The sequence below is a fragment of the Clostridium sediminicola genome (genome assembly GCF_050402865.1).
Taxonomy (GTDB): Bacteria; Bacillota; Clostridia; order Clostridiales; family Clostridiaceae; genus Clostridium_AF; species Clostridium_AF sediminicola.
In genome coordinates this window covers 40,962-60,647 of record NZ_BAABMF010000020.1, presented here as the reverse complement: position 1 = coordinate 60,647, position 19,686 = coordinate 40,962, and the positions used below count along the sequence as shown (strand labels likewise).

21 protein-coding genes are annotated in these 19,686 nt (G+C 29.5%); all 21 read right to left on the bottom strand.

Annotation, left to right across the window (positions count from 1 at the left end; genetic code table 11):
• Nucleotides 1-73: 73 nt before the first annotated feature.
• Nucleotides 74-706, bottom strand: a complete 633-nt coding sequence (ccpN, locus tag ACQ3F0_RS22305; protein ID WP_428867957.1) for a transcriptional regulator CcpN — start codon at nt 704-706, stop codon at nt 74-76.
• A gap of 374 nt (nt 707-1,080) precedes the next feature.
• The gene (locus tag ACQ3F0_RS22300) at nt 1,081-1,725 is read right to left on the bottom strand and encodes a DUF4342 domain-containing protein (protein ID WP_428867931.1); all 645 of its coding nucleotides are present in this window, start codon (nt 1,723-1,725) and stop codon (nt 1,081-1,083) included.
• 6 nt (nt 1,726-1,731) lie between these two features.
• The gene (gene recO / locus ACQ3F0_RS22295; RefSeq protein ID WP_428867930.1) at nt 1,732-2,475 is read right to left on the bottom strand and encodes a DNA repair protein RecO; all 744 of its coding nucleotides are present in this window, start codon (nt 2,473-2,475) and stop codon (nt 1,732-1,734) included.
• Between the two features lie 26 nt (nt 2,476-2,501).
• Nucleotides 2,502-3,386, bottom strand: coding sequence for a GTPase Era (gene era, locus ACQ3F0_RS22290; protein ID WP_428867929.1), 885 nt, complete (start codon nt 3,384-3,386; stop codon nt 2,502-2,504).
• A gap of 9 nt (nt 3,387-3,395) precedes the next feature.
• Nucleotides 3,396-3,809, bottom strand: coding sequence for a cytidine deaminase (locus ACQ3F0_RS22285; RefSeq protein ID WP_428867928.1), 414 nt, complete (start codon nt 3,807-3,809; stop codon nt 3,396-3,398).
• A 157-nt stretch (nt 3,810-3,966) separates the two neighbouring features.
• Entirely contained in the window at nt 3,967-4,668 is a 702-nt protein-coding gene (locus ACQ3F0_RS22280) for a diacylglycerol kinase (RefSeq protein ID WP_428867927.1), read from the bottom strand.
• Nucleotides 4,669-4,738: 70 nt separating this feature from the next.
• On the bottom strand, nt 4,739-5,242 hold the full coding sequence (ybeY, locus tag ACQ3F0_RS22275) for an rRNA maturation RNase YbeY (RefSeq protein ID WP_428867926.1): 504 nt from the start codon (nt 5,240-5,242) through the stop codon (nt 4,739-4,741).
• Between the two features lie 15 nt (nt 5,243-5,257).
• Complete coding sequence (locus ACQ3F0_RS22270) at nt 5,258-7,330, bottom strand: HD family phosphohydrolase (RefSeq protein WP_428867925.1); 2,073 nt, start codon at nt 7,328-7,330, stop codon at nt 5,258-5,260.
• A gap of 28 nt (nt 7,331-7,358) precedes the next feature.
• Entirely contained in the window at nt 7,359-8,525 is a 1,167-nt protein-coding gene (gene yqfD / locus ACQ3F0_RS22265) for a sporulation protein YqfD (protein ID WP_428867924.1), read from the bottom strand.
• Nucleotides 8,518-8,808 (bottom strand): sporulation protein YqfC, encoded by a 291-nt coding sequence (gene yqfC, locus ACQ3F0_RS22260; protein ID WP_428867923.1) that lies wholly within the window; start codon nt 8,806-8,808, stop codon nt 8,518-8,520. Before yqfC ends, yqfD begins: the two co-directional genes overlap by 8 nt.
• Before the next feature lie 160 nt (nt 8,809-8,968).
• On the bottom strand, nt 8,969-9,418 hold the full coding sequence (locus ACQ3F0_RS22255; protein ID WP_428867922.1) for a GatB/YqeY domain-containing protein: 450 nt from the start codon (nt 9,416-9,418) through the stop codon (nt 8,969-8,971).
• A gap of 34 nt (nt 9,419-9,452) precedes the next feature.
• The gene (gene rpsU, locus ACQ3F0_RS22250) at nt 9,453-9,635 is read right to left on the bottom strand and encodes a 30S ribosomal protein S21 (protein ID WP_428867921.1); all 183 of its coding nucleotides are present in this window, start codon (nt 9,633-9,635) and stop codon (nt 9,453-9,455) included.
• A 111-nt stretch (nt 9,636-9,746) separates the two neighbouring features.
• Nucleotides 9,747-10,091 carry a histidine triad nucleotide-binding protein gene (locus ACQ3F0_RS22245; RefSeq protein ID WP_428867920.1) on the bottom strand — a complete coding sequence of 115 codons (345 nt, stop codon included), beginning with the start codon at nt 10,089-10,091 and terminating at the stop codon, nt 9,747-9,749.
• Nucleotides 10,092-10,198: 107 nt separating this feature from the next.
• Nucleotides 10,199-11,500, bottom strand: coding sequence for a tRNA (N(6)-L-threonylcarbamoyladenosine(37)-C(2))-methylthiotransferase MtaB (gene mtaB / locus ACQ3F0_RS22240; RefSeq protein ID WP_428867919.1), 1,302 nt, complete (start codon nt 11,498-11,500; stop codon nt 10,199-10,201).
• Nucleotides 11,500-12,255, bottom strand: coding sequence for a 16S rRNA (uracil(1498)-N(3))-methyltransferase (locus ACQ3F0_RS22235; RefSeq protein WP_428867918.1), 756 nt, complete (start codon nt 12,253-12,255; stop codon nt 11,500-11,502). The genes mtaB and ACQ3F0_RS22235 overlap by 1 nt, the downstream gene beginning before the upstream one ends.
• Nucleotides 12,256-12,268: 13 nt before the next feature.
• Nucleotides 12,269-13,207 carry a 50S ribosomal protein L11 methyltransferase gene (gene prmA, locus ACQ3F0_RS22230; protein ID WP_428867917.1) on the bottom strand — a complete coding sequence of 313 codons (939 nt, stop codon included), beginning with the start codon at nt 13,205-13,207 and terminating at the stop codon, nt 12,269-12,271.
• A gap of 121 nt (nt 13,208-13,328) precedes the next feature.
• Complete coding sequence (gene dnaJ / locus ACQ3F0_RS22225; RefSeq protein WP_428867916.1) at nt 13,329-14,465, bottom strand: molecular chaperone DnaJ; 1,137 nt, start codon at nt 14,463-14,465, stop codon at nt 13,329-13,331.
• Between the two features lie 158 nt (nt 14,466-14,623).
• Nucleotides 14,624-16,474: a molecular chaperone DnaK gene (gene dnaK, locus ACQ3F0_RS22220; protein ID WP_428867915.1), complete on the bottom strand. Its 1,851-nt coding sequence runs from the start codon at nt 16,472-16,474 to the stop codon at nt 14,624-14,626.
• Nucleotides 16,475-16,513: 39 nt separating this feature from the next.
• Nucleotides 16,514-17,164, bottom strand: a complete 651-nt coding sequence (grpE, locus tag ACQ3F0_RS22215) for a nucleotide exchange factor GrpE (protein ID WP_428867914.1) — start codon at nt 17,162-17,164, stop codon at nt 16,514-16,516.
• Between the two features lie 12 nt (nt 17,165-17,176).
• On the bottom strand, nt 17,177-18,259 hold the full coding sequence (gene hrcA / locus ACQ3F0_RS22210) for a heat-inducible transcriptional repressor HrcA (protein ID WP_428867913.1): 1,083 nt from the start codon (nt 18,257-18,259) through the stop codon (nt 17,177-17,179).
• Between the two features lie 215 nt (nt 18,260-18,474).
• On the bottom strand, nt 18,475-19,599 hold the full coding sequence (hemW, locus tag ACQ3F0_RS22205; protein ID WP_428867912.1) for a radical SAM family heme chaperone HemW: 1,125 nt from the start codon (nt 19,597-19,599) through the stop codon (nt 18,475-18,477).
• Between the last annotated feature and the right edge of the window lie 87 nt (nt 19,600-19,686).

Genomic DNA, 19,686 nt, shown 5'->3' with positions numbered 1-19,686 from the left:
TAGAATCTCTATATATTGTTACAAGGGCAAATTAATATAATTAATTTACCCAAATTACCTTTTTAAATATTGACTAAATATTTTTACCCATTTTTACAAACAATCTTGTTATGTTTGTTTTTGATAATTTACCAATAACCTTAAACTTTTCTTCTCCTTTTTCTTCTACTTTTTCAATGACTGGTATACTGTCAACCTCATGGTCAATTATTTTTGTAGCAGCCAGATAAGCTGAATCTTCAGCTTCCACATATATAATATTTGGCATTCTAGTCATAATTATACCTACTGGAACTTTATTTAAATCAGTTCCACCTATGGAAACTTTCAAGAAATCTTTCCTAGATACTGCTCCAACCAGATATTCATTGTTTTTAACCCATAATGTTCCTACATCATTTAAGAACAAAGCAACAATTGCATCATAAATAGTACTCTGCTCATCAATAGTAACTGGTTTTGACATTATGTCTTTCACAAAAATTTTTTTAATATAATCATTAATTATACTTGTTGAAGATTTTTGTGAATAGATATATCCAACCTTAGGCTTAGCTTCTAAAATTCCTGTCATTGTCAAGATAGCTAAATCAGGTCTTATTGCAGCTCTGGTCACCCCTACCTTTTCAGCTAATTTTTCACTTGTAATTGGTTGAAAAGATTTAACCAGCTTAATAATTGCTTTTTGTCTTGGCGATAAGTTAATTTTAATCTACCTCCTCTCAAACAGCTCAACTATATGTGTATATTATAACAGAATATATCGATTTATTGTATAGCACATTTAATATTTATACCTATTTATTTCTTAATATGCTTATTTTTCTCCTATATAATCCTATTTATTTGTATTTTATTACATTTTAGTTCTATCATGTCTTTTCATAAAATTCAGTCAATTTGGAATATTCTCTTTATTATACCACATAAACCTATCTTTTTCATAACCTTTTTTATTATTTTTGATTTAATGGTATTTTTTAACATATAGGTATTATAACACACTTTTCTAAATTTTAGTATTAATTATTTCTATAGAAAAATATAAGAAGTAGCAAAACTTCTGCTACTTCTATCTTCCTATTCATTTTCTTTTTTTTCATTGCCTGTATCTTCAGGATTTTCTACGTCTTCAAATGTAACAGTGTACTGATAAACATTACTATCATTACTTTCTTTATTTTCGTTTCCACTATCAAATTTTTCTTTAACATCTTGTGTTATATCATCAACTTTCTCTTTAACATCAGAAGCTAAATCATTAACTTTATTTTTAACATCACTAGCAGAATTCTTTATATCATTAGCAGTATTCTTAATAATTGAATTTACCACTTCAACAGAACCATCGCTCTTGATTATTTCAATAGTAAGTTTTGTTAAAACAGCAGTAGCAACACCGATAATAAGTAAATATGGTATATATAAAGAAACTAAACCAACTGCCACTCCAGCTGTAACAGGAATATCCATTATAACTTTGTCTTCTTTTTTTATCTTTATTCTATTAACATTACCTTTTTTAACTAAATCTTTTATCCATTCTTTGAATTCATCAAAAGAAGAAAATACTTTATCTGAAATACAATTTTGATTATTTTCAATATATATTAGTGCCTCAACAACATCACCATTAGTTGCTAAAAGAGCTTCTTTAGCAACTTTATAAGATACCCCACTTCTTTCTTTGATAATATCAATTTTTTCTAATGTAACTTCACTCATTCATAATCACTCCTCTTTTAAATATTTAAAAATATCTAGGCTTTTGGGCCTTTTTGAATAACTTTGACATATTAACGCATTTAATAGTGAGTAAATTTCCTTTTTTAATTCTTTAGATAAAGTTACTCTGTGAACATTTTCAATCTCCGTTCTATTTAAAAATCTCAAAAGATTGAACGCTCCATTACTAATATTCACATAATTCATATCATTACAATTTTTACAAATACCTCCATAATACTTCAATGAAAACTTATTTGTTGAACTCATTCTGTTGTTACAAATACAACAACTATTAAAATTCATACCATATCCAGTATGTTTTAATATTTTAATCTCAAATGCACGTGCAATCATCTCAAAATCTATAGCTTCACTCTTTATCAAGTAAAATGCCTTCACAAAATCTTGAAAAAGAGCTCTATTACTCTCTTGTTCTGTCAAAGCTATCATAATTAACTCACATAAGTATGAGGCATATGTAATTGAATCCAAATCATTTAAGAAAGTCTGGAAAGAATCAATTAATTCAATTTCATTAATTGTATATAAACTTTTCCCTTTATATATTATATATTCTCCATAACAAAATTGTTGAGTAAAAGATGCAAGTTTGCTCCTTTTTCTTTTCGCTCCTCTAGCAATACAAGAAATTTTACCAAGTTTTTCAGAAAACAACCATAATATTTTGTCGTTTTCTTTATAATCTTGTGATTTTAAAACTATTGCTCTAGTCTTGAATATTGACAAAAGTTATCCTCCTAAGTTATTATACCCTATTTTTTATAGCCTAATTCCTTTAATACAAAAGAACTATCTCTCCAGTCTTTTTTAATTTTTACCCAAAGCTTCAAATTAACTTTTTCATTTAACAATTTTTCTATATCTTGTCTTGCATATGTACCTATTTTTTTCAGCATTGAGCCACCTTTTCCAATAATAATGCCTTTATGTGAATCTTTTTCACATAAAATCGTTGCATCAATAACATATGAATTATTTTTTTTCTGTTTGTATGAAATAATTTCTACCGCTGTTCCATGTGGAACTTCCTGTGAAAGCATTCTTAATATTTTTTCTCTTATTATTTCAGATACTACAAATCTCTCTTGTTGGTCAGTAATCATATCTTCTGGATAATATTGTGGCCCTTCTGGAATATTCTCTACGATAAGTTCAATCAATTTATCTACATTTTTACCTTTAAGTGCTGATATAGGTATAATTTCGTCAAATTCCATAATTTCTGAATAATTTTTTAATGTTTTTGCTGTTAGCTCTCTTGAGTTTTCGTCAACTTTATTTATTACCAAAAATACGGTCTTTTTTGAATTTTTTAGCCCTTCTAGTATCATTTCATCACCCTTGGCTATTTCCTCCTGAGGGTTGGTCATGAAAATTACCAGGTCTACATCCTTAACGGATTCTTCTGCAGTTTTTACCATGAACTCTCCAAGTTTATGTCTTGGTTTATGTATACCTGGAGTATCCACAAATATTAACTGGTAATTATTTTTAGTTAAAATAGTCTGAATATTATTTCTTGTTGTTTGGGGCCTACAAGATACTATTGAAAGTTTTTCACCCATAATTCTGTTTGTTAGTGTTGATTTTCCTACATTTGGTCTTCCAATTATTGTTACAAAGCCTGATTTAAACATATTTCCTCCTTATTTTGACAAATCCAATTTAGTAAAAGCATATGGCAGTATATTCTCTAATTTAATTACTTCGTAATTCTCCAAACTAGTAAAAACTATTACATCAACATCCTTATCTCCAAATTCTAATATTACCTGTCTACAAATACCACAAGGATATGTAATTGCATTCACATCACCTATTATTGCAATTGCCGAAATTTTCCTTACCCCTTCTGAAACAGCTTTAAAAATAGCGGTTCTCTCTGCGCAATTTGTAGCTCCATAAGATGCATTTTCTATATTACAACCACCATATATCTTTCCTTCTTCAGTTAAAATAGCTGCTCCTACTTTGAATTTAGAATATGGTACATAGGCATTTTCTCTATATTTCATAGCTTCTTTCATTAATTCTATATATTCTTCAGATAACTTATTCATTTAATCTCCTCCGTTAAGAAATGATATTAACTTAGTAAATTGATTATAACACTAATACTTATGTTATTCCACTTGTCATAAATATTAATCCTTAGCAAATATAATTTATACTTTTTAAGAAACTATTGAAGATTTCATTCTCACTTAAATACTTTTTTTACCAAAATAATTCAAAAATTAGTAAAGTTAAGAGTGTTCCAAATATCGCCCCTACTATTACTTCAAAAGCTGAATGAACCTCTGAGTCAACCCTACTCTGCGCAATTATAAATGCCATTAAATATGCCAACATTATTGATATAGGTTCCTCAGTGAGTAATGCTATTGTAGTTGCTATGGAAAATCCTATTGCACTATGCCCGCTTGGCATGCCTCCTTTTAGTGGAGTCCCTTCTCCAAAAATTGCTTTAACAATTACCGTTACAATAGATACAATAACCAGTATTAAAAAAACCATGTATGGATTTGAATTTTTAATCTTTTTCATAACTTCAAAAGTAAAAGGTCTAAGTTTTTCTCCAAAAATTACGTAACCTACAAATACTGCATTTATAGCAGATATAAGCACTGCTCCTGCTGCTACATTCTTACCGATTTTAGCTAATGGATGATAATAGTTAGTAGTTGCATCTATTGTTGCCTCTATTGCAGTATTTATCATCTCACATACTACAACCATAGATATAGCAAATGTTACTGCAATTAACTCTAGTTTAGAAAGATCGTAAAAAAAGCAACCTGTTAATACAACTAAAGTTGCAATCATATGTATTTTCATATTTCTTTGCGTTCTTACAGCGTAAACTATTCCTTCAATTGCATAGTTAAAACTATCTATCAGTTTTTTTACTTTTCTCATACTTACCCCACTTTGGTTTTCTTTATATTTTATATCTTTAACATAATTTTGACATGCAGAAATCTGCATGTCAATTCCTTACAATATTAAATTCATTTAATATCTCTTCTTCTCTTTTTCTCATAATAACTTTTTCATCATCTTTCATATGATCATATCCAAGAAGATGTAAAAGAGAATGAATGCATAAATAACAAACTTCTCTAAAAAAACTATGGTTATACTCATTGCTTTGTTCTTTTGCCTTTTCTAACGATAAAACTATGTCTCCTAAAACCAAATTTCCTTCGTTAAAATCTTCATATGAAAAAGACTCATTGTTATAAATTTCTTTATAAACTTTTCCATTCGGATAGCTTAACATTGGAAATGAAAGGACATCTGTTTCTTTATTTATATTTCTTGTTTCATAATTAATTCCTTTTATTGTATCATTATCAACAAATATCAAACTAATTTCTGTTTCCAAATTCACATTTTCTTTTTCTAAAGTAAATTCAATAATTTTTTCAACAATTTTATTTAGTTCATCATTAATCTCTATATTACCTTGCCTATTATCAATATAAAGCAAATTCTTATTCTCCTTTTACTTATCCATATTTTTCTCAGACGGATATTCTATCCTTTGGTGATAAATTCCTGATAAAACTTTTAAGAATGCTTTTCTGATAGTATTTAAATCCTTTAAAGTTAGATCACAATTGTCTAATTGATCAGTGTTTAATTTACCTTTAATTATTTTATTTACCATCTCTTCTATTTTACCTTTTGTTGGTTCACTTATTGATCGTACTGCAGCTTCTACGCTATCGGCTAACATAACGATTGCAACTTCTTTACTTTTAGGAATAGGTCCAGGGTATCTAAAGTCTTCTTCTCTAATTTCTTCAGGTTTTTCAGCGTTATTTTTTGCAGTTATATAGAAAAAACTAACTAGTGAAGTCCCATGATGCTGTTCAATAGCATCCTGTATTACCTTTGGTAACCTATACTCTCTCGCCATTTCCACTCCATCTTTCACATGTGCTGTGATTATTAAAGTACTTAAGTTAGGGTTTATTTTGTCATGCGGATTTTCTTTTCCAATTTGATTTTCTTTGAAAAACATTGGCCTTTTTAATTTTCCTATATCATGATAATAAGCTGATACTCTTGCTAATACTGGATTTCCTCCAACTCTTTCAGCAGCAAGCTCTGCCAGATTACCAACTAAAATACTATGATGATATGTTCCTGGTGCTTCTAATAATAATTTCTTTTGTAGTGGATGATTAGGATTTGACAATTCTAATAGTTTTATAGTAGTTACAATGTCAAAAGTACTTTCAAATAATGGAAGAAAGCCAATTGTAAGTACTGCTGAAATAGTGCTTCCCATAAAGACCAAAACAGATTTTGTTAGTACTTCTATAACATTATTAGATAACAAAAATCCAACTGATAAAGTTAAAACACCACATATTAATCCAATATATAAAGATCCATATAATATATCGTTTCTTTGTTGAAGTTTCTTTATAGCTACAGTTCCTAATATACAACTCATAATAGCAATAAGAGTAACTTCAATATTGAACTGAACAACTGCACTAATCAAAATACAGTTTGACAGATTAACCATTAGTGATACCTTATCATTAATCAATAATGTGATAAGCATTGGAACACATGCCAAAGGTATAGCATATGCCGAAATTATCATTATACTCCTAGATAGCAATAAAGAAATAATTAGTAAAATACTGATTAGTATTAACTTGCTCCAATCCCTAAATATTGGTGCATGGTATCTGTAAAGGAAAAACCATTGTAGTCCTTGAATAAGTAAAACTAATGCTCCTATAGCTAAATAAAGATATTGATTAAATTTATTATCTAATAATCCCAAGTCCTCTAGTATTATTAAATCTCGTTCTGTTATTGGTTCTCCTTCTTTTACAATAGTCTGACCTTTTTTTATCATAACTGGCTGTACTGTTTTTCTAGCTTCTGTTTTTAACTGTTGCGTTTTTTCTTCATCATAGAAGAAATTAGGTTTTATCTTTGTATATGCTATTTTTATACCTAGCTCTTTTAAATCACCCGAAATATTTAATTTAATAAATTTAACATCAATATATTCTTGTGCCTTTTTAATATCTTCCTTGGACGCGTTTTTATTATTAGCGTCTACCATATTTCCTTCTCTTATATCATAGTCTAATACTACATCCAATATTTCAACCAAAGAGTTCTGTAATTTTTCAAGTTCTACATCACTTAATTCTAAAACAGCCTGAAAATCTTGGTCTGTAATCTCAATGTATTTTTGATTTTTTAGGTTAGCTAATTTTTCTTCTTCTGTTAATGCAGATGATTTTAGTTTGCCTACTTCAAAAAAGAAACTTCCAATATCATCCAATGAATTATTTTTTATTTCCACATCTTTATTATATTGTAGAGGAATGGATGCCTCTTCTTGCTCTTCCTTTTCTTTAGTCTTTAATGAATCTTGAACCTCTCGTGGTGCTCTTATATCAAAATTAGCAATATCTCCAACATTCAAATCGTATTTCTTTGTTACCAATGAAGATACTAAAATAAAGAATACACTAACAAAACTGATTATAAAAATTATAATTCGCTTAGGTATTTTTTCATTAAAAATGTTTTTCACCATTTCACATCCTTCGTTGATGTACTACCCTTTAATTTTCATTAACATCCGAAACTGATAATTTTTGAGAAACTGCAATATTCTCTTCACAAACTAAAATAACACTAACTTCTATACTATCTCCCATATCCTTTTGATTTATTATCCTATCCTTTATAGTTACTGTTTTATCTATATCCATTATGATTTTACTAGATAATTCTTCTACTGTTTTATCTATAGATGAGTTAATGTCATTATCTATATTTTTTTGATTAATTTCATAATATGTTACCTTTGTATATAAAGATTTACTATTAACTATTTTATCATAATTCTTGAAAATATTCTTAGCTTTTTTTATAAAAAATTTATTTTTACCTATTTTTATATATATTTCCTCAATACATTCACCTGTTTTTTCTTTTTTAATAATTTTTTTTGGAATAAGTGATTTTTTCTCATAAAATGTTTTAGCGATTACATCCGCTTCAGCGTGGACTTCATATGTACTACCTTCTTTTCCTTGCTCACCTTTAACAAGCAACTCGCCTTCTTTTACAACTTGCCCATATTCAACAACTGCCGTTCCACTATTAGTATATACTCTTTCAATTACTCCGTCTTTACTTGCAATTAAATTACTAGGCTCATTATCAACTTCTATAACAGGTGGTGCTTGTCTCTCTGCAACAGAAACAATCAATTGCGAACCTTCAATTCTTGCTCTCACCCACATTATGCTATCATTGGTTTTTATCAGTTTTTCTTCAATAGAAATAGTATTTAATTTGCTTTTAGCCATTCCCGGTCTAATACCAATATCCAACAACGTTTGTCTAACTTCAAAAGGACTTACATTTTTTTCAGTATTGATCTTTATACCCCATATAAAAGTTGATAAGTAATAAATCAGGCTCACAAATACAAAAACTCCAACAGCAATAGTTTTACGCCTATTTAACTTTAACAACATAAACGAAATTCCTTTTCTATCTATTATTTTGATTTTAGCTTTAGCTCGCTTAGCTAAATTACATGTTTCTCTATAATCTTTTAAATTTATTTCTGCATATATTGTGGTTAAATTTTTTTTTCTCACGTTTTTTACTGTAATTCTATTCTTCCAGAGTAAGTTGAGGAACTTCTCTGGCATCCTCGATATAATTTCAATAGTAATTATTCCATTTTTGTATCTTTTAAAATTGAATTTACTCATAATTATTCTCCTCATAAATTATTGAACAAAACTTGCCTTTTAAAGTTAAAGTTTTATTTTCCATGAACAAAATCTCCAATTCTCTACCTTTAATTAGTATTAGACCAATACTGGAATTGACTTTTATCTCATTTTCATCAAAAACTACTATTCCTTTATGATTTTCAATAGTTATTTCTTTGTCTCCTATTACTGAAATTTTAGGCAAATTCATTACAATATCCTTTGGCAAATCCAATCTTTCCGCAAATACTTCCCTTGTCTTATTAACTTTATGCTGCAAAATCTCAACTCCCAAAAATTTCTTTCATAAGTAATTTATGATTCCAGATTATAATTTATACTTTTCTAGACAAATAAAAATGAGGTTCAGTTTTCACTGAACCTCATTTTTCTCATTTAGTAAAAAAGGTTCAGTTTTCACTGAACCTCAATTTTTTTATTTAGTTATTACTCAATTGTTGTCTTACTAATGTGCTAACAAGTTTTCCATCTGCTCTACCTTTTATTTTAGGTGATACAAATTTCATAACCTTACCCATGTCTTTCATGGACACTGCCCCTGTTTCTTTAACCGCTGCAGAAACAATATTAGAAATTTCTTCTTCAGTCAACTGCTCAGGAAGGTACTCTGATAATATTTCAATTTCTCTTAAAGTTTGATCTACTAAATCTTGTCTATTACCTTTTCTAAAATCCTCTGAGGCTTCTTTACGCTTTTTTATTTCTTTTGAAATAATGGCATAAATATCTTCATCCTCTAGAATTCTTTTTTCGTCTTTTTCAACTAATAATATAGCTGATTTAGCCATACTGATTGTACTAGCTTTGAATCTGTCTTTAGCTTTCATCGCTAATTTCCAATCTTCTTGAATCTTTTCTTTTAGAGACATAAATGAGTGACCTTCTTTCAAATAATTCTAAACCTTATCTTGATTTTGATTTTCTTCTTCTAGCAGCTTCAGATTTCTTTTTTCTTTTTACACTTGGCTTTTCGTAATGCTCTCTTTTTCTGACTTCTGATAAAACGCCTGATTTAGCACATGATCTTTTAAACCTTTTTAAAGCATTTTCTAGAGATTCATTATCTCTTACTTTAATTTCTGACATCTTTATCCCTCCCTCCATAGCAGTATTTTAGCAGTTGTTGAGGGCAAAATAGCACACTGGTAATTATACAACATTGCTTAATATACTGTCAATATTTTTTAGTATATTTCTTTAACCTGGTGGCCAATTTAAATTTCTTCCACCTAACAGATGAAAATGTAGATGATCTACAGTTTGACCTCCATCCTTACCACAATTAGAAACCACTCTATATCCTGTATCTTTTATATTATATTCATCAGCTATTTTTTTTGAAACAAAAAATATGTGTCCAATTAATTTTTCTTCTTCTTCTGTAAGCTCATTTATATTTGATATGTGCTTTTTAGGTACAATCAAAACATGAATAGGTGCTTCTGGGTTTATATCTTCAAAAGCAAATACTCTTTCATCTTCATAAACTTTTTTTGAAGGTATCTCTCCATCTATTATTTTACAGAATATACATTCTCCCATACTATCACCCCCTTTAGTTTAATACGCAATTCATAATTTATATTAATAAATTCTAGGCTTTAACTTTATTAAAACTTAAAACTTGCGACTAAAAATGTTGATTCATATTATATTAATTGTCCATTAGCAAATTCAGATTCCACTTCTCTCAGCACAGTCTTCTCAATACACCCTATAATATCGCTCTGAGACTTCGAAATCACTCTAATATAGTTAGGGGTATATCCTTCGTAAAACTCTTCTGTATGCCGCCATTTTTGTTCATATAACACATCCATTTTCTTATTCATGAATGTACTAATAAAATTTTTCTCATTTATAACGTTAAGATTAATAAGTTTTTTACTTCTCTCATCTTTTATTTTACCATTAATTTGGTGTTTCATGCTAGATGCTTTAGTGCCTTTTCTTTCACTATATTTAAAAATATGCGTTTTTGCTAATTTTATTTCCTTTAAAAACTCATATGTCTTATGAAATTCTTCTTCTGTTTCCCCTGGAAAACCTACAATCACATCAGTTGTTATGGAAATATCATCAATATTATTTCGAAGTTTCTCTACTATATCCCTATACTCTTCTACAGTATAATTTCTATTCATTCGCTTTAAAGTTTCATTACATCCGCTTTGTAAAGACAAATGAAAGTGTGGACACATTTTATTTATACTTGATATTTTTCTTATGGTTTGATCTGTAAAGAATTTAGGTCCAATAGAACCGATTCTTATTCTTTCAATACCTTCTATTTTATCTATTTCTTCAATAATTCTAAGTAAATCCCAATCTCCCTCAATATCTTTTCCATAAGATGATATGCTTATACCCGAAAGAATTATTTCTTTAAATCCATTACTTGCTAATAATTGAACTTCTTTTACTATCTTTTCTGGAGCTTTACTACATACCGCTCCTCTAGAATATGGAATAAGACAATAAGAGCAAAAATTATTGCATCCATCTTGTATTTTTAGAAACGCTCTAGTTTTTCCAGTAAACTCTTCTATCCTTAAATCTTCAAATTTTGTATTCTTCATAACATCATTTACTGCTACCATCTGCTTCTTTTCTTCTTTTGCCCTATTTATCCAATATAAAATTTCACTTTTATTTCTTGTTCCAAGAACAACATTAACATTTGCAACTTGTGATACTTTTTCAGGTTCAATTTGAGAATAGCATCCTACCGCAGCTATTATAGCATGCTCATTGTTCTTTCTAGCTTTAGATAATATTTGTCTTGATTTCTTATCACTCATATTCGTTACTGTACAAGTGTTTATTACGTAAACATCAGCAAATTCGTCAAAGGTAACAACTTCATATCCATTTTTTCTAAATATTTCAGTCATTGCTTCTGTTTCATATACATTAACTCTACATCCCAACGTAGCAAAAGCAACTTTCATTAAATATTTCCTCCTAAATCTCCAAGTTCATACATTATCAACGAAGCAGCAACTAATCCTGCTGTTTCTGTTCTTAAAATTCTTGGTCCAAGAGTAATAATTTTAGCTTCTATATTTTTAAGCATATCTATTTCTTCTTCTTCAAATCCACCTTCAGGACCAATAACAATTCCTATTTTTTTTATTTCTTTGTCTAAATCATTAATAACTTTTTTTATTCCAAATTTTTCAGCATTCTCATAGGGTACTAAAACTAAATCCATTTCTTTTAATAAATCAACAGACTTATCAAACTCAGTTATTTCATTAATCTTTGGTATTAGTGTTCTTTTACACTGTTTACATGCTTCTAATGCTATCTTATTCCATCGTTCAATTTTTTTTCTTTCATTATCAATATTCTTTATAGCTGATAACACTCTATTAGTTATTATAGGTGTAATTTCTTTTAAACCTAATTCTGTACCTTTTTGAATAATTAATTCTAATTTTGATGATTTAGGTAATCCTTGAAAAAGGTATACATCGATAGGACTTTCATTGTTTAACTCTACTTCTTCTAAAATTTTTACAGAAACATTTTGTTTACTAACTTCCGTAATCTCTCCAAGAAATTCTTTTCCATTACAATTATTTATATACACTTTATCTTCTGGCTTCAATCGCAACACTTTATAAATATGTTTTACATCATCTCCAGTAATTTCAGCATAATCGTCATAAACATTACTTTCATTTACAAAAAACTTATGCATATTACTCTCTCCTTTAATTTAATCTTGCATCAATTCTACACCATTCGCCCATAATTTCAACATTTGCTATATCAAACCCTACATCCTGTAATATTTTCTTAACCTCTTCTAATCTATCTAATATTATCCCTGATGATATAAACAATCCACCTTGCTTTATAAATTCTTTAACATCCTTAGATAATAGAATAATTATGTCAGCTAAAATATTAGCCACAACTATATCCGCTTTTCCATGTACCACTTCCATCAAGTTACCATGTAATATTTCAGCATTTTGTACTAAATTAAGTTCAAGATTTTCTTTAGCTACCTCAACAGCAACAGGGTCCAAATCTACCCCTACAACTTTTTTTGCACCTAGTTTAGAAGCTGCTATGGCAAGTATTCCCGACCCAGTACCTATATCAAACACTATATCTTCTTCATCAATGTATGTTTCCAACCCTCTGATACAAAGAGCTGTGGTTTCATGTGTTCCTGTCCCGAATGCCATCCCTGGATCTAACTCTAATACGATTTCTCCATCTTCTTTACTATAATCTTCCCACATAGGTTTAACAACTATTCTCTCACCTACCTTTGTAGGTTTATAATACTTTTTCCAATTATTTTCCCATTGAGACTCATTTACGTTATATTTTTCAATGGTTGTTTCTTTTGTATCTATTTCATAATCATTTAAACTCTCTATTTTATTTTTTATAAAACTATATTTTTCATAAAAAGAATTTTCTTCTTTGTAATACGCTCTAATTATCGCACCATCTTCTATATCAATAAGTTTTTTAGGAAAATATTCATCATAATTCTTGTTTTCTTTCCTAAATTCAATATCATTCACATCTAATATTGAGACACCACTTACTCCTGTTTCATATATTATTGCTGTTATTGCTTCTACTGCTTCGCTACTCGTAATAATCTCAACTTCAATCCAATCTTTGTTCATAAATTTTAACACTCCTAAAACTTTAAGTTAAATTGCATTTTCTAGTTTAACCATTTAATTATAAGCAATAACTTTATTTTAAGCAATAAAAAAAGTGGTTAAACCACTTTTTTTACTAATTTTATTTAAAGCTTTTTTTTACTTTATCCATAAATGACTCTTTATGATTTTCTTCGACTTTTTCTCCGCTAGCTTCCATATAGTCAACTAATGCTTGTTTTTGTTTTTCATTTATGTTCTTTGGTATATCAACAATAACTTTTACGTACTGGTCGCCTCTACCTTTGCTATTAACTCTTTGAACACCCTTACCTCTTAATCTAAACACCGTACCTGATTGAGTTCCTTCTGGTATTTTATATTTCACTTCACCATCTATAGTTGGAACTTTTAATTCAGTACCTAATACAGCTTTACCAAAAGATATGTGTTCTTCTATATTAATGTCGAAACCTTTTCTCTTAAATGTTTTATGAGGTGATACTCTAATATTAATATATAGATCACCATTAGGACCATTATTTTCTCCTGGCTCTCCTTGACCTCTCAAAGGTAATACGTTACCGTTATCTACACCTGCTGGAATGTTGACACTAATTTTCTTGTTTTTCCTTACAGTACCTCTTCCATGACAATTATTACATTTTTCTTCTATTATTTTACCTGAACCTTCACATTTATCACAAGTTCCTGTACTTACAAAGCTACCAAGTGGAGTATTCCTTTGGTATTTAACTTGACCAGTACCTCCGCATCTATCACAGGTCTTTGCACTAGTACCTGGTTTTGCTCCAGTTCCTTTACATGTATCACATTTTTCATTTTTTGCTATACTAATTTCTTTTTCAACACCAAAAACTGCTTCCTCAAAAGTTAAACTTACAGTGTATTCAAGATCTGCACCTCTTCTAGGAGCATTCCTTCTATTTCTGGAAGAACCACCGAAACCGCCACCAAAAAAGGAATCAAAAATATCTTCGAAGCCGCCCATACCGGAGAAATCAAATCCTCCACCGCCTCCAAATCCGCCACCATTAAAATCTGTAGTACCGAATCTATCAAATTGCTCTTTCTTTTCAGGGTCAGATAAAACCTGATATGCTTCGTTTATATCTTTAAATTTTTCTTCTGCCTCTTTATTTCCTTTGTTTTTATCAGGATGGTATTTCATTGCTAATTTTCTATATGCTTTTTTTATATCGCTTTCACTGGCATCACGTGAAATACCAAGAACTTCATAGTAATCCTTATTGGCCATCCTACTTATTTCACCACCTAAATTTATTTAAACTTACCCTTTATTAATTTATCTCTATAATAATTATAGCTTTATATGCAATATATGTGAATATTAGTATTTAGCTATACTTAAAATTAAGGGATGGAGTACTCCCCGTCCCTTAATAATATCATATTTTATTTATCTTCTTCAACCTTAAAATCTGCATCAACTACATTGTCATCATCTGGAGTTTGAGTTCCTCCTGGATTTCCACCCATGTTGCCCATATCTGGAGCACCTTCTTGTTGTGCTTGATCTTGATATATTTTAGAAGAAATCGCATAGAACGCTTGAGTTAATTCTTCCATAGCTGCTTTTATAGCTTCTGTGTCTTCTCCATCTTTAACTGCTTTAAGAGCAGCTAATTTTTCATCTACAGTTGCTTTATCTTCAGCAGATACTTTATCACCAAGATCAGTTAATGTCTTTTCTGTTTGATAAACTGTTGAATCTGCTTGATTCTTAACATCAATTTTTTCTTTTAATTTTTCATCTTCTTCTGCAAATTTTTCTGCATCTTTAACAGCCTTATCTATTTCATCATCATTTAAGTTTGTTGAAGCTGTAATAGTGATTTTCGCTTCTTTTCCTGTTCCTTTATCTTGAGCAGAAACATTCAAGATACCATTTGCATCTATATCAAAAGTAACTTCTATTTGAGGTACTCCTCTAGGTGCAGCTGGAATGTCTGAAAGAATAAATCTTCCTAGAGTCTTGTTTCCATTAGCCATTTTTCTTTCACCTTGAACAATGTGAATTTCTACAGAAGTTTGACTATCTGCTGCAGTTGAGAATATTTGACTTTTTCTTGCAGGTATTGTAGTATTTCTTTCAATTAATGGAGTAGCTACTCCTCCTAAAGTTTCAATTCCCAATGTTAATGGAGTAACATCAAGTAAAAGAACGTCTTTAACTTCACCAGTAAGTACTCCTGCTTGAATAGCCGCACCCATTGCAACACACTCATCTGGGTTTACACCTTTTGAAGGATCTTTTCCAGTAAATTTCTTAACAGCTTCTTGGATTGCTGGAATTCTTGTTGAACCACCAACTAAAACAATTTTATCAATTTCATTTATAGATAATCCTGAATCTTTAAGTGCTTCTTTCATAGGTCCTATTGTATCATCAACTAAACTATGAGTTAATTCATCAAATTTAGCTCTACTTAAAGACATATCAATATGCTTTGGACCAGTTGCATCAGCTGTAATAAACGGTAAGTTTATACTAGTAGATAACGAAGTAGATAATTCAATTTTAGCTTTTTCAGCAGCTTCTTTTAATCTTTGAAGTGCCATTTTATCAGCTCTTAAATCAATACCTGTATCAGCTTTGAAACTTTCAGCAATATGGTTCATTACTTTTTCATCAAAATCATCTCCACCAAGATGTGTGTTACCATGAGTTGATTTAACTTCAAATACTCCTTCACCTAATTCAAGTATAGATACGTCAAATGTACCACCGCCTAAATCATAAACAAGAATTGTTTGTGAAGAATCAGTTTTGTCTAAACCATAAGCTAATGAAGCTGCTGTTGGCTCATTGATTATTCTTAGTACATCTAATCCTGCTATTTTACCAGCATTTTTAGTTGCCTGTCTCTCACTGTCGTTAAAGTATGCTGGAACTGTAATTACTGCCTCTTTTACTGTTTCTCCTAAGTAAGCTTCAGCATCAGCTTTTAATTTTTGAAGAATCATTGCTGAAATTTCTTCAGGAGAAGATTTTTTACCTTCAACTTCAACTCTGTAATCAGTTCCCATATGTCTCTTAATTGAACTTATTGTTTTATCTGGGTTTGTAATCGCTTGTCTTTTTGCAACCTGACCTACTAATCTTTCTCCATTATCTTTAAAAGCAACAACTGATGGAGTTGTTCTTGCTCCTTCTGCGTTTGCTATAACAGTTGGATTTCCCCCTTCCATAACTGCTACGCATGAATTAGTTGTTCCTAAATCAATTCCTATAATTTTTCCCATTTCATTTACCTCCTATATACATTTCATCTATTTTTTATATTAATTAGCTACTTTTACTAAAGAATGCCTTAAAACTTTATCTCCTCTTTTAAAACCTTTTTGAAATACTTCAACAATTTCATTTGCATCATAGCTACTATCTTCTATATGCATAATTGCTTCATGGTAATTTGGGTCAAATCCATCTGTAACCGCAATTTCTTCAATACCTAATTTTTCTAAAGCAGATTCAAATTGCTTTATTGTACTTTCAATACCTTTTTTCAAATCTTCAGCTGACCCATCAGCTTGAATTGCTCTTTGAAGGTTATCAAAAACTGGCAAAATATTTTTTAATACATCTGCACATGAATCAGTATAGATTGCTTTTTTTTCTTTCTCAGTTCTTTTTCTATAATTATCGTATTCTGCATTTGTTCTCATAAATCTGTCTTTTAAAGTTTCTAGTTCATTGGATAATCTTTTCTTTTCTCCAAACAATCTACTTCTCTCCAAATTCAACTCTTTTATAGTATTTTCTTTTTCATTAAGTTCTTCGGATTTATCATCACATTCCAACTCATGAACTTCACTTTCACTTAACTCTTCAAACTCAATGTCCTCATTAACTTCAGCCTCTTCAAGCTTTTCATCTTGCTGTGAATCTAATTGTTCATCTACTGACTCCACAATATTTTCCTCATTACTCATACTATTCACCTCTTACCTATCATCATAATAAATATTTGATATATTTTCATTTAATAATTTAATAAACTCTCCCATTACAGCTACAACCTTTGAGTATTTGATTCTTGTAGGACCTATAAGTCCAATTGTTCCTAAAGGTTTGTCATCCACGCTGTAGACTGCAGTTAATATACTACAATCCTTAGCATCTTCAGCAATATTTTCAGCACCAATTTTTACAATTACTTTGGGTTCTTCAGTCTTTAGAATCCCTGTACCTTCAATTTCATTTGCTGAATTCAAAAGTTGCATCATCATTGCCTTATCATCAATTAACGATAAAAATTGTTTTGCTTTTTCTACATCATTGTATTCTGAATAATTAAAAATATTTTTAGCCCCTTCAAAATAAATTTCACTATTATCTTCTTTACTAAGGGCATCATATAATGTAGTTATTATTGCATCGAAAATATCTTCATAACCATATAAATCCTTTTTTAAATCATTAATTACTCTTAAATTAATATCGTCCATAGTTAAATTTCTTAATCTTTTATTCAACACAAAAGATAATTTATCTAAATTCTCTGTTTGTATCTTTTTGTCTACTCTAATCATATTATTCGTAATCATACCATTTTCAGTGACAATAATGCCTAGTATATTATGATTATCTATTGGAACTAATTTAACAGCTTTTATATAGCTATTTCTAACTGAAGGAGTTTTTAACACACATGTCAATTTAGTTAACTCCGAAAGTAATAAAGTAGCACCTTTTAGAACCTTATTCACTTCGTATATTGCCTCGTCTAACAATTTTGCTTTTATTTTGAGTTCTTCTTCAGCAGTTAGATTTTGAAGTTGCATCATTTGGTCCACATAAAGTCTATATCCTTTATCAGATGGTTTTCTACCAGAAGAAGTGTGAAGTTGCTCGATATAACCAAGTTCCTCTAAATCAGACATTTCATTTCTTATAGTTGCAGAACTAATTCCTAGGTTATATTTTTTAGCAAGAGTTCTTGATCCAACAGGTTCACCTGATGTTATATAGTCTTTTATAATTGCCTCAAGTATCTTGATTTTTCTATCAGTCATATCATAGCTCATATCTCCACCACCTTATTAGCACTCACCTCAATCGAGTGCTAACGACTTATGATTAAAACTTACCATGTGGCGCACATCTTTGTCAACACTATAAAATCACCAATTATGAATCTTATTTTTGATTTATTCCTTATTTTTTTGAATTTATCTATATTTTTCTCAATTTTTCTTAAATTATTGCTGGTATTCGCCGTTTTATAAAAAAACTCCTTTTATTACAATATAAAATCACTCATTATTGTATTTGAAATTTCTATTCCGCTATTACTAAGATGTAGTCTATCACCATCTTTCAGCATATGTTTACTCTCAATATATTTATCGATAACTTGCCCGTATACTGCATAAATAGACTTTTTGAATTTTTTATTAAATTTTTCTATAGATATACCATTTATCTTTCTTAATCCTAAAAACATGAATTCTTCCATATTATTTTCTAAAGTATTTTCTAGCATCTCTTTGTGTGCATTTTCTGAAGAATTAACTTTTTCAATATACTCTTTAATAGACTGAGTATTATTAAATCTGCTTCCTTCAATGTAAGAGTGTGCACCTGCACCGCAACCTATATAGTTCTCAAGATCCCAATATACAAGATTATGCTTACATTCCATACCTTTTTTTGAATAGTTTGATATTTCATATCTATTATAGTTATTTTTAGCCAAAAACTCTATTGTAAAGTCATTCATCTTTCTCTCTATTTCCTCAGAAGGCAATTCTATTACTTTATTTTCATACATTGAGTAAAAAGGAGTACCTTCCTCAATTATCAAGCTATAGCATGAAATATGCTCCGGTTGTAGTTGTACTGCATTTTCTAGTGTTTCTTTCCATTGACCTAAATCCTGATTAGGCAAACCATACATTAAATCAATATTTATGTTTTTAAATCCAACTTCTCTTGCACTATTATATAATTCCAGAAATTCTTCTAGTTTATGTATTCTCCCGAGTTCTTTAAGATGTTGATTTTGCCAAGCTTGAAGCCCAATACTAAGTCGATTTACACCTATGCTTTTTAAAAATAATAGCTTTTGCCTATCAGCAGTTCCTGGATTTACTTCTACAGTAAACTCTGTAAACTTATTTTTGATTTTATTTTTTATAGCATTACTTATTATTCTCCATCCCTCTAAAGATAAATAGGTGGGAGTTCCCCCACCTATAAATATTGTATAAAAATTATCATAATCCAATTTTTCAATTTCTTTAGCTAATGCATTTGAATAATCCATCATATAACTTTCCATGTTACTATATGATGGAAAATCACAATACAAACACTTTTTCATACAAAAAGGAATGTGAATATATAATGATAACTTATCACTCATAATATATTACCTCTCTTTTGACACAGCATCTTCTAGAAAACTACAACTTTATCAGTTTACAGTTGACAGTGTTCAGTTGACAGTAAA

Excerpts from the sequence above, each read along its gene's own strand:
- ACQ3F0_RS22285 (WP_428867928.1), bottom strand. The coding sequence starts at position 3,809 with ATGAATAAGTTATCTGAAGAATATATAGAATTAATGAAAGAAGCTATG.
- dnaK (WP_428867915.1), bottom strand. The coding sequence starts at position 16,474 with ATGGGAAAAATTATAGGAATTGATTTAGGAACAACTAATTCATGCGTA.
- dnaJ (WP_428867916.1), bottom strand. The coding sequence starts at position 14,465 with ATGGCCAATAAGGATTACTATGAAGTTCTTGGTATTTCACGTGATGCC.
- hrcA (WP_428867913.1), bottom strand. The coding sequence starts at position 18,259 with ATGAGCTATGATATGACTGATAGAAAAATCAAGATACTTGAGGCAATT.
- ACQ3F0_RS22270 (WP_428867925.1), bottom strand. The coding sequence starts at position 7,330 with ATGGTGAAAAACATTTTTAATGAAAAAATACCTAAGCGAATTATAATT.
- ACQ3F0_RS22245 (WP_428867920.1), bottom strand. The coding sequence starts at position 10,091 with ATGGGAGAATGTATATTCTGTAAAATAATAGATGGAGAGATACCTTCA.
- ACQ3F0_RS22300 (WP_428867931.1), bottom strand. The coding sequence starts at position 1,725 with ATGAGTGAAGTTACATTAGAAAAAATTGATATTATCAAAGAAAGAAGT.
- grpE (WP_428867914.1), bottom strand. The coding sequence starts at position 17,164 with ATGAGTAATGAGGAAAATATTGTGGAGTCAGTAGATGAACAATTAGAT.
- ACQ3F0_RS22255 (WP_428867922.1), bottom strand. The coding sequence starts at position 9,418 with ATGTCTCTAAAAGAAAAGATTCAAGAAGATTGGAAATTAGCGATGAAA.
- yqfD (WP_428867924.1), bottom strand. The coding sequence starts at position 8,525 with ATGAGTAAATTCAATTTTAAAAGATACAAAAATGGAATAATTACTATT.
- hemW (WP_428867912.1), bottom strand. The coding sequence starts at position 19,599 with ATGAGTGATAAGTTATCATTATATATTCACATTCCTTTTTGTATGAAA.
- ACQ3F0_RS22235 (WP_428867918.1), bottom strand. The coding sequence starts at position 12,255 with ATGCATAAGTTTTTTGTAAATGAAAGTAATGTTTATGACGATTATGCT.
- mtaB (WP_428867919.1), bottom strand. The coding sequence starts at position 11,500 with ATGAAAGTTGCTTTTGCTACGTTGGGATGTAGAGTTAATGTATATGAA.
- prmA (WP_428867917.1), bottom strand. The coding sequence starts at position 13,207 with ATGAACAAAGATTGGATTGAAGTTGAGATTATTACGAGTAGCGAAGCA.
- ACQ3F0_RS22280 (WP_428867927.1), bottom strand. The coding sequence starts at position 4,668 with ATGAGAAAAGTAAAAAAACTGATAGATAGTTTTAACTATGCAATTGAA.
- era (WP_428867929.1), bottom strand. The coding sequence starts at position 3,386 with ATGTTTAAATCAGGCTTTGTAACAATAATTGGAAGACCAAATGTAGGA.
- rpsU (WP_428867921.1), bottom strand. The coding sequence starts at position 9,635 with ATGTCAGAAATTAAAGTAAGAGATAATGAATCTCTAGAAAATGCTTTA.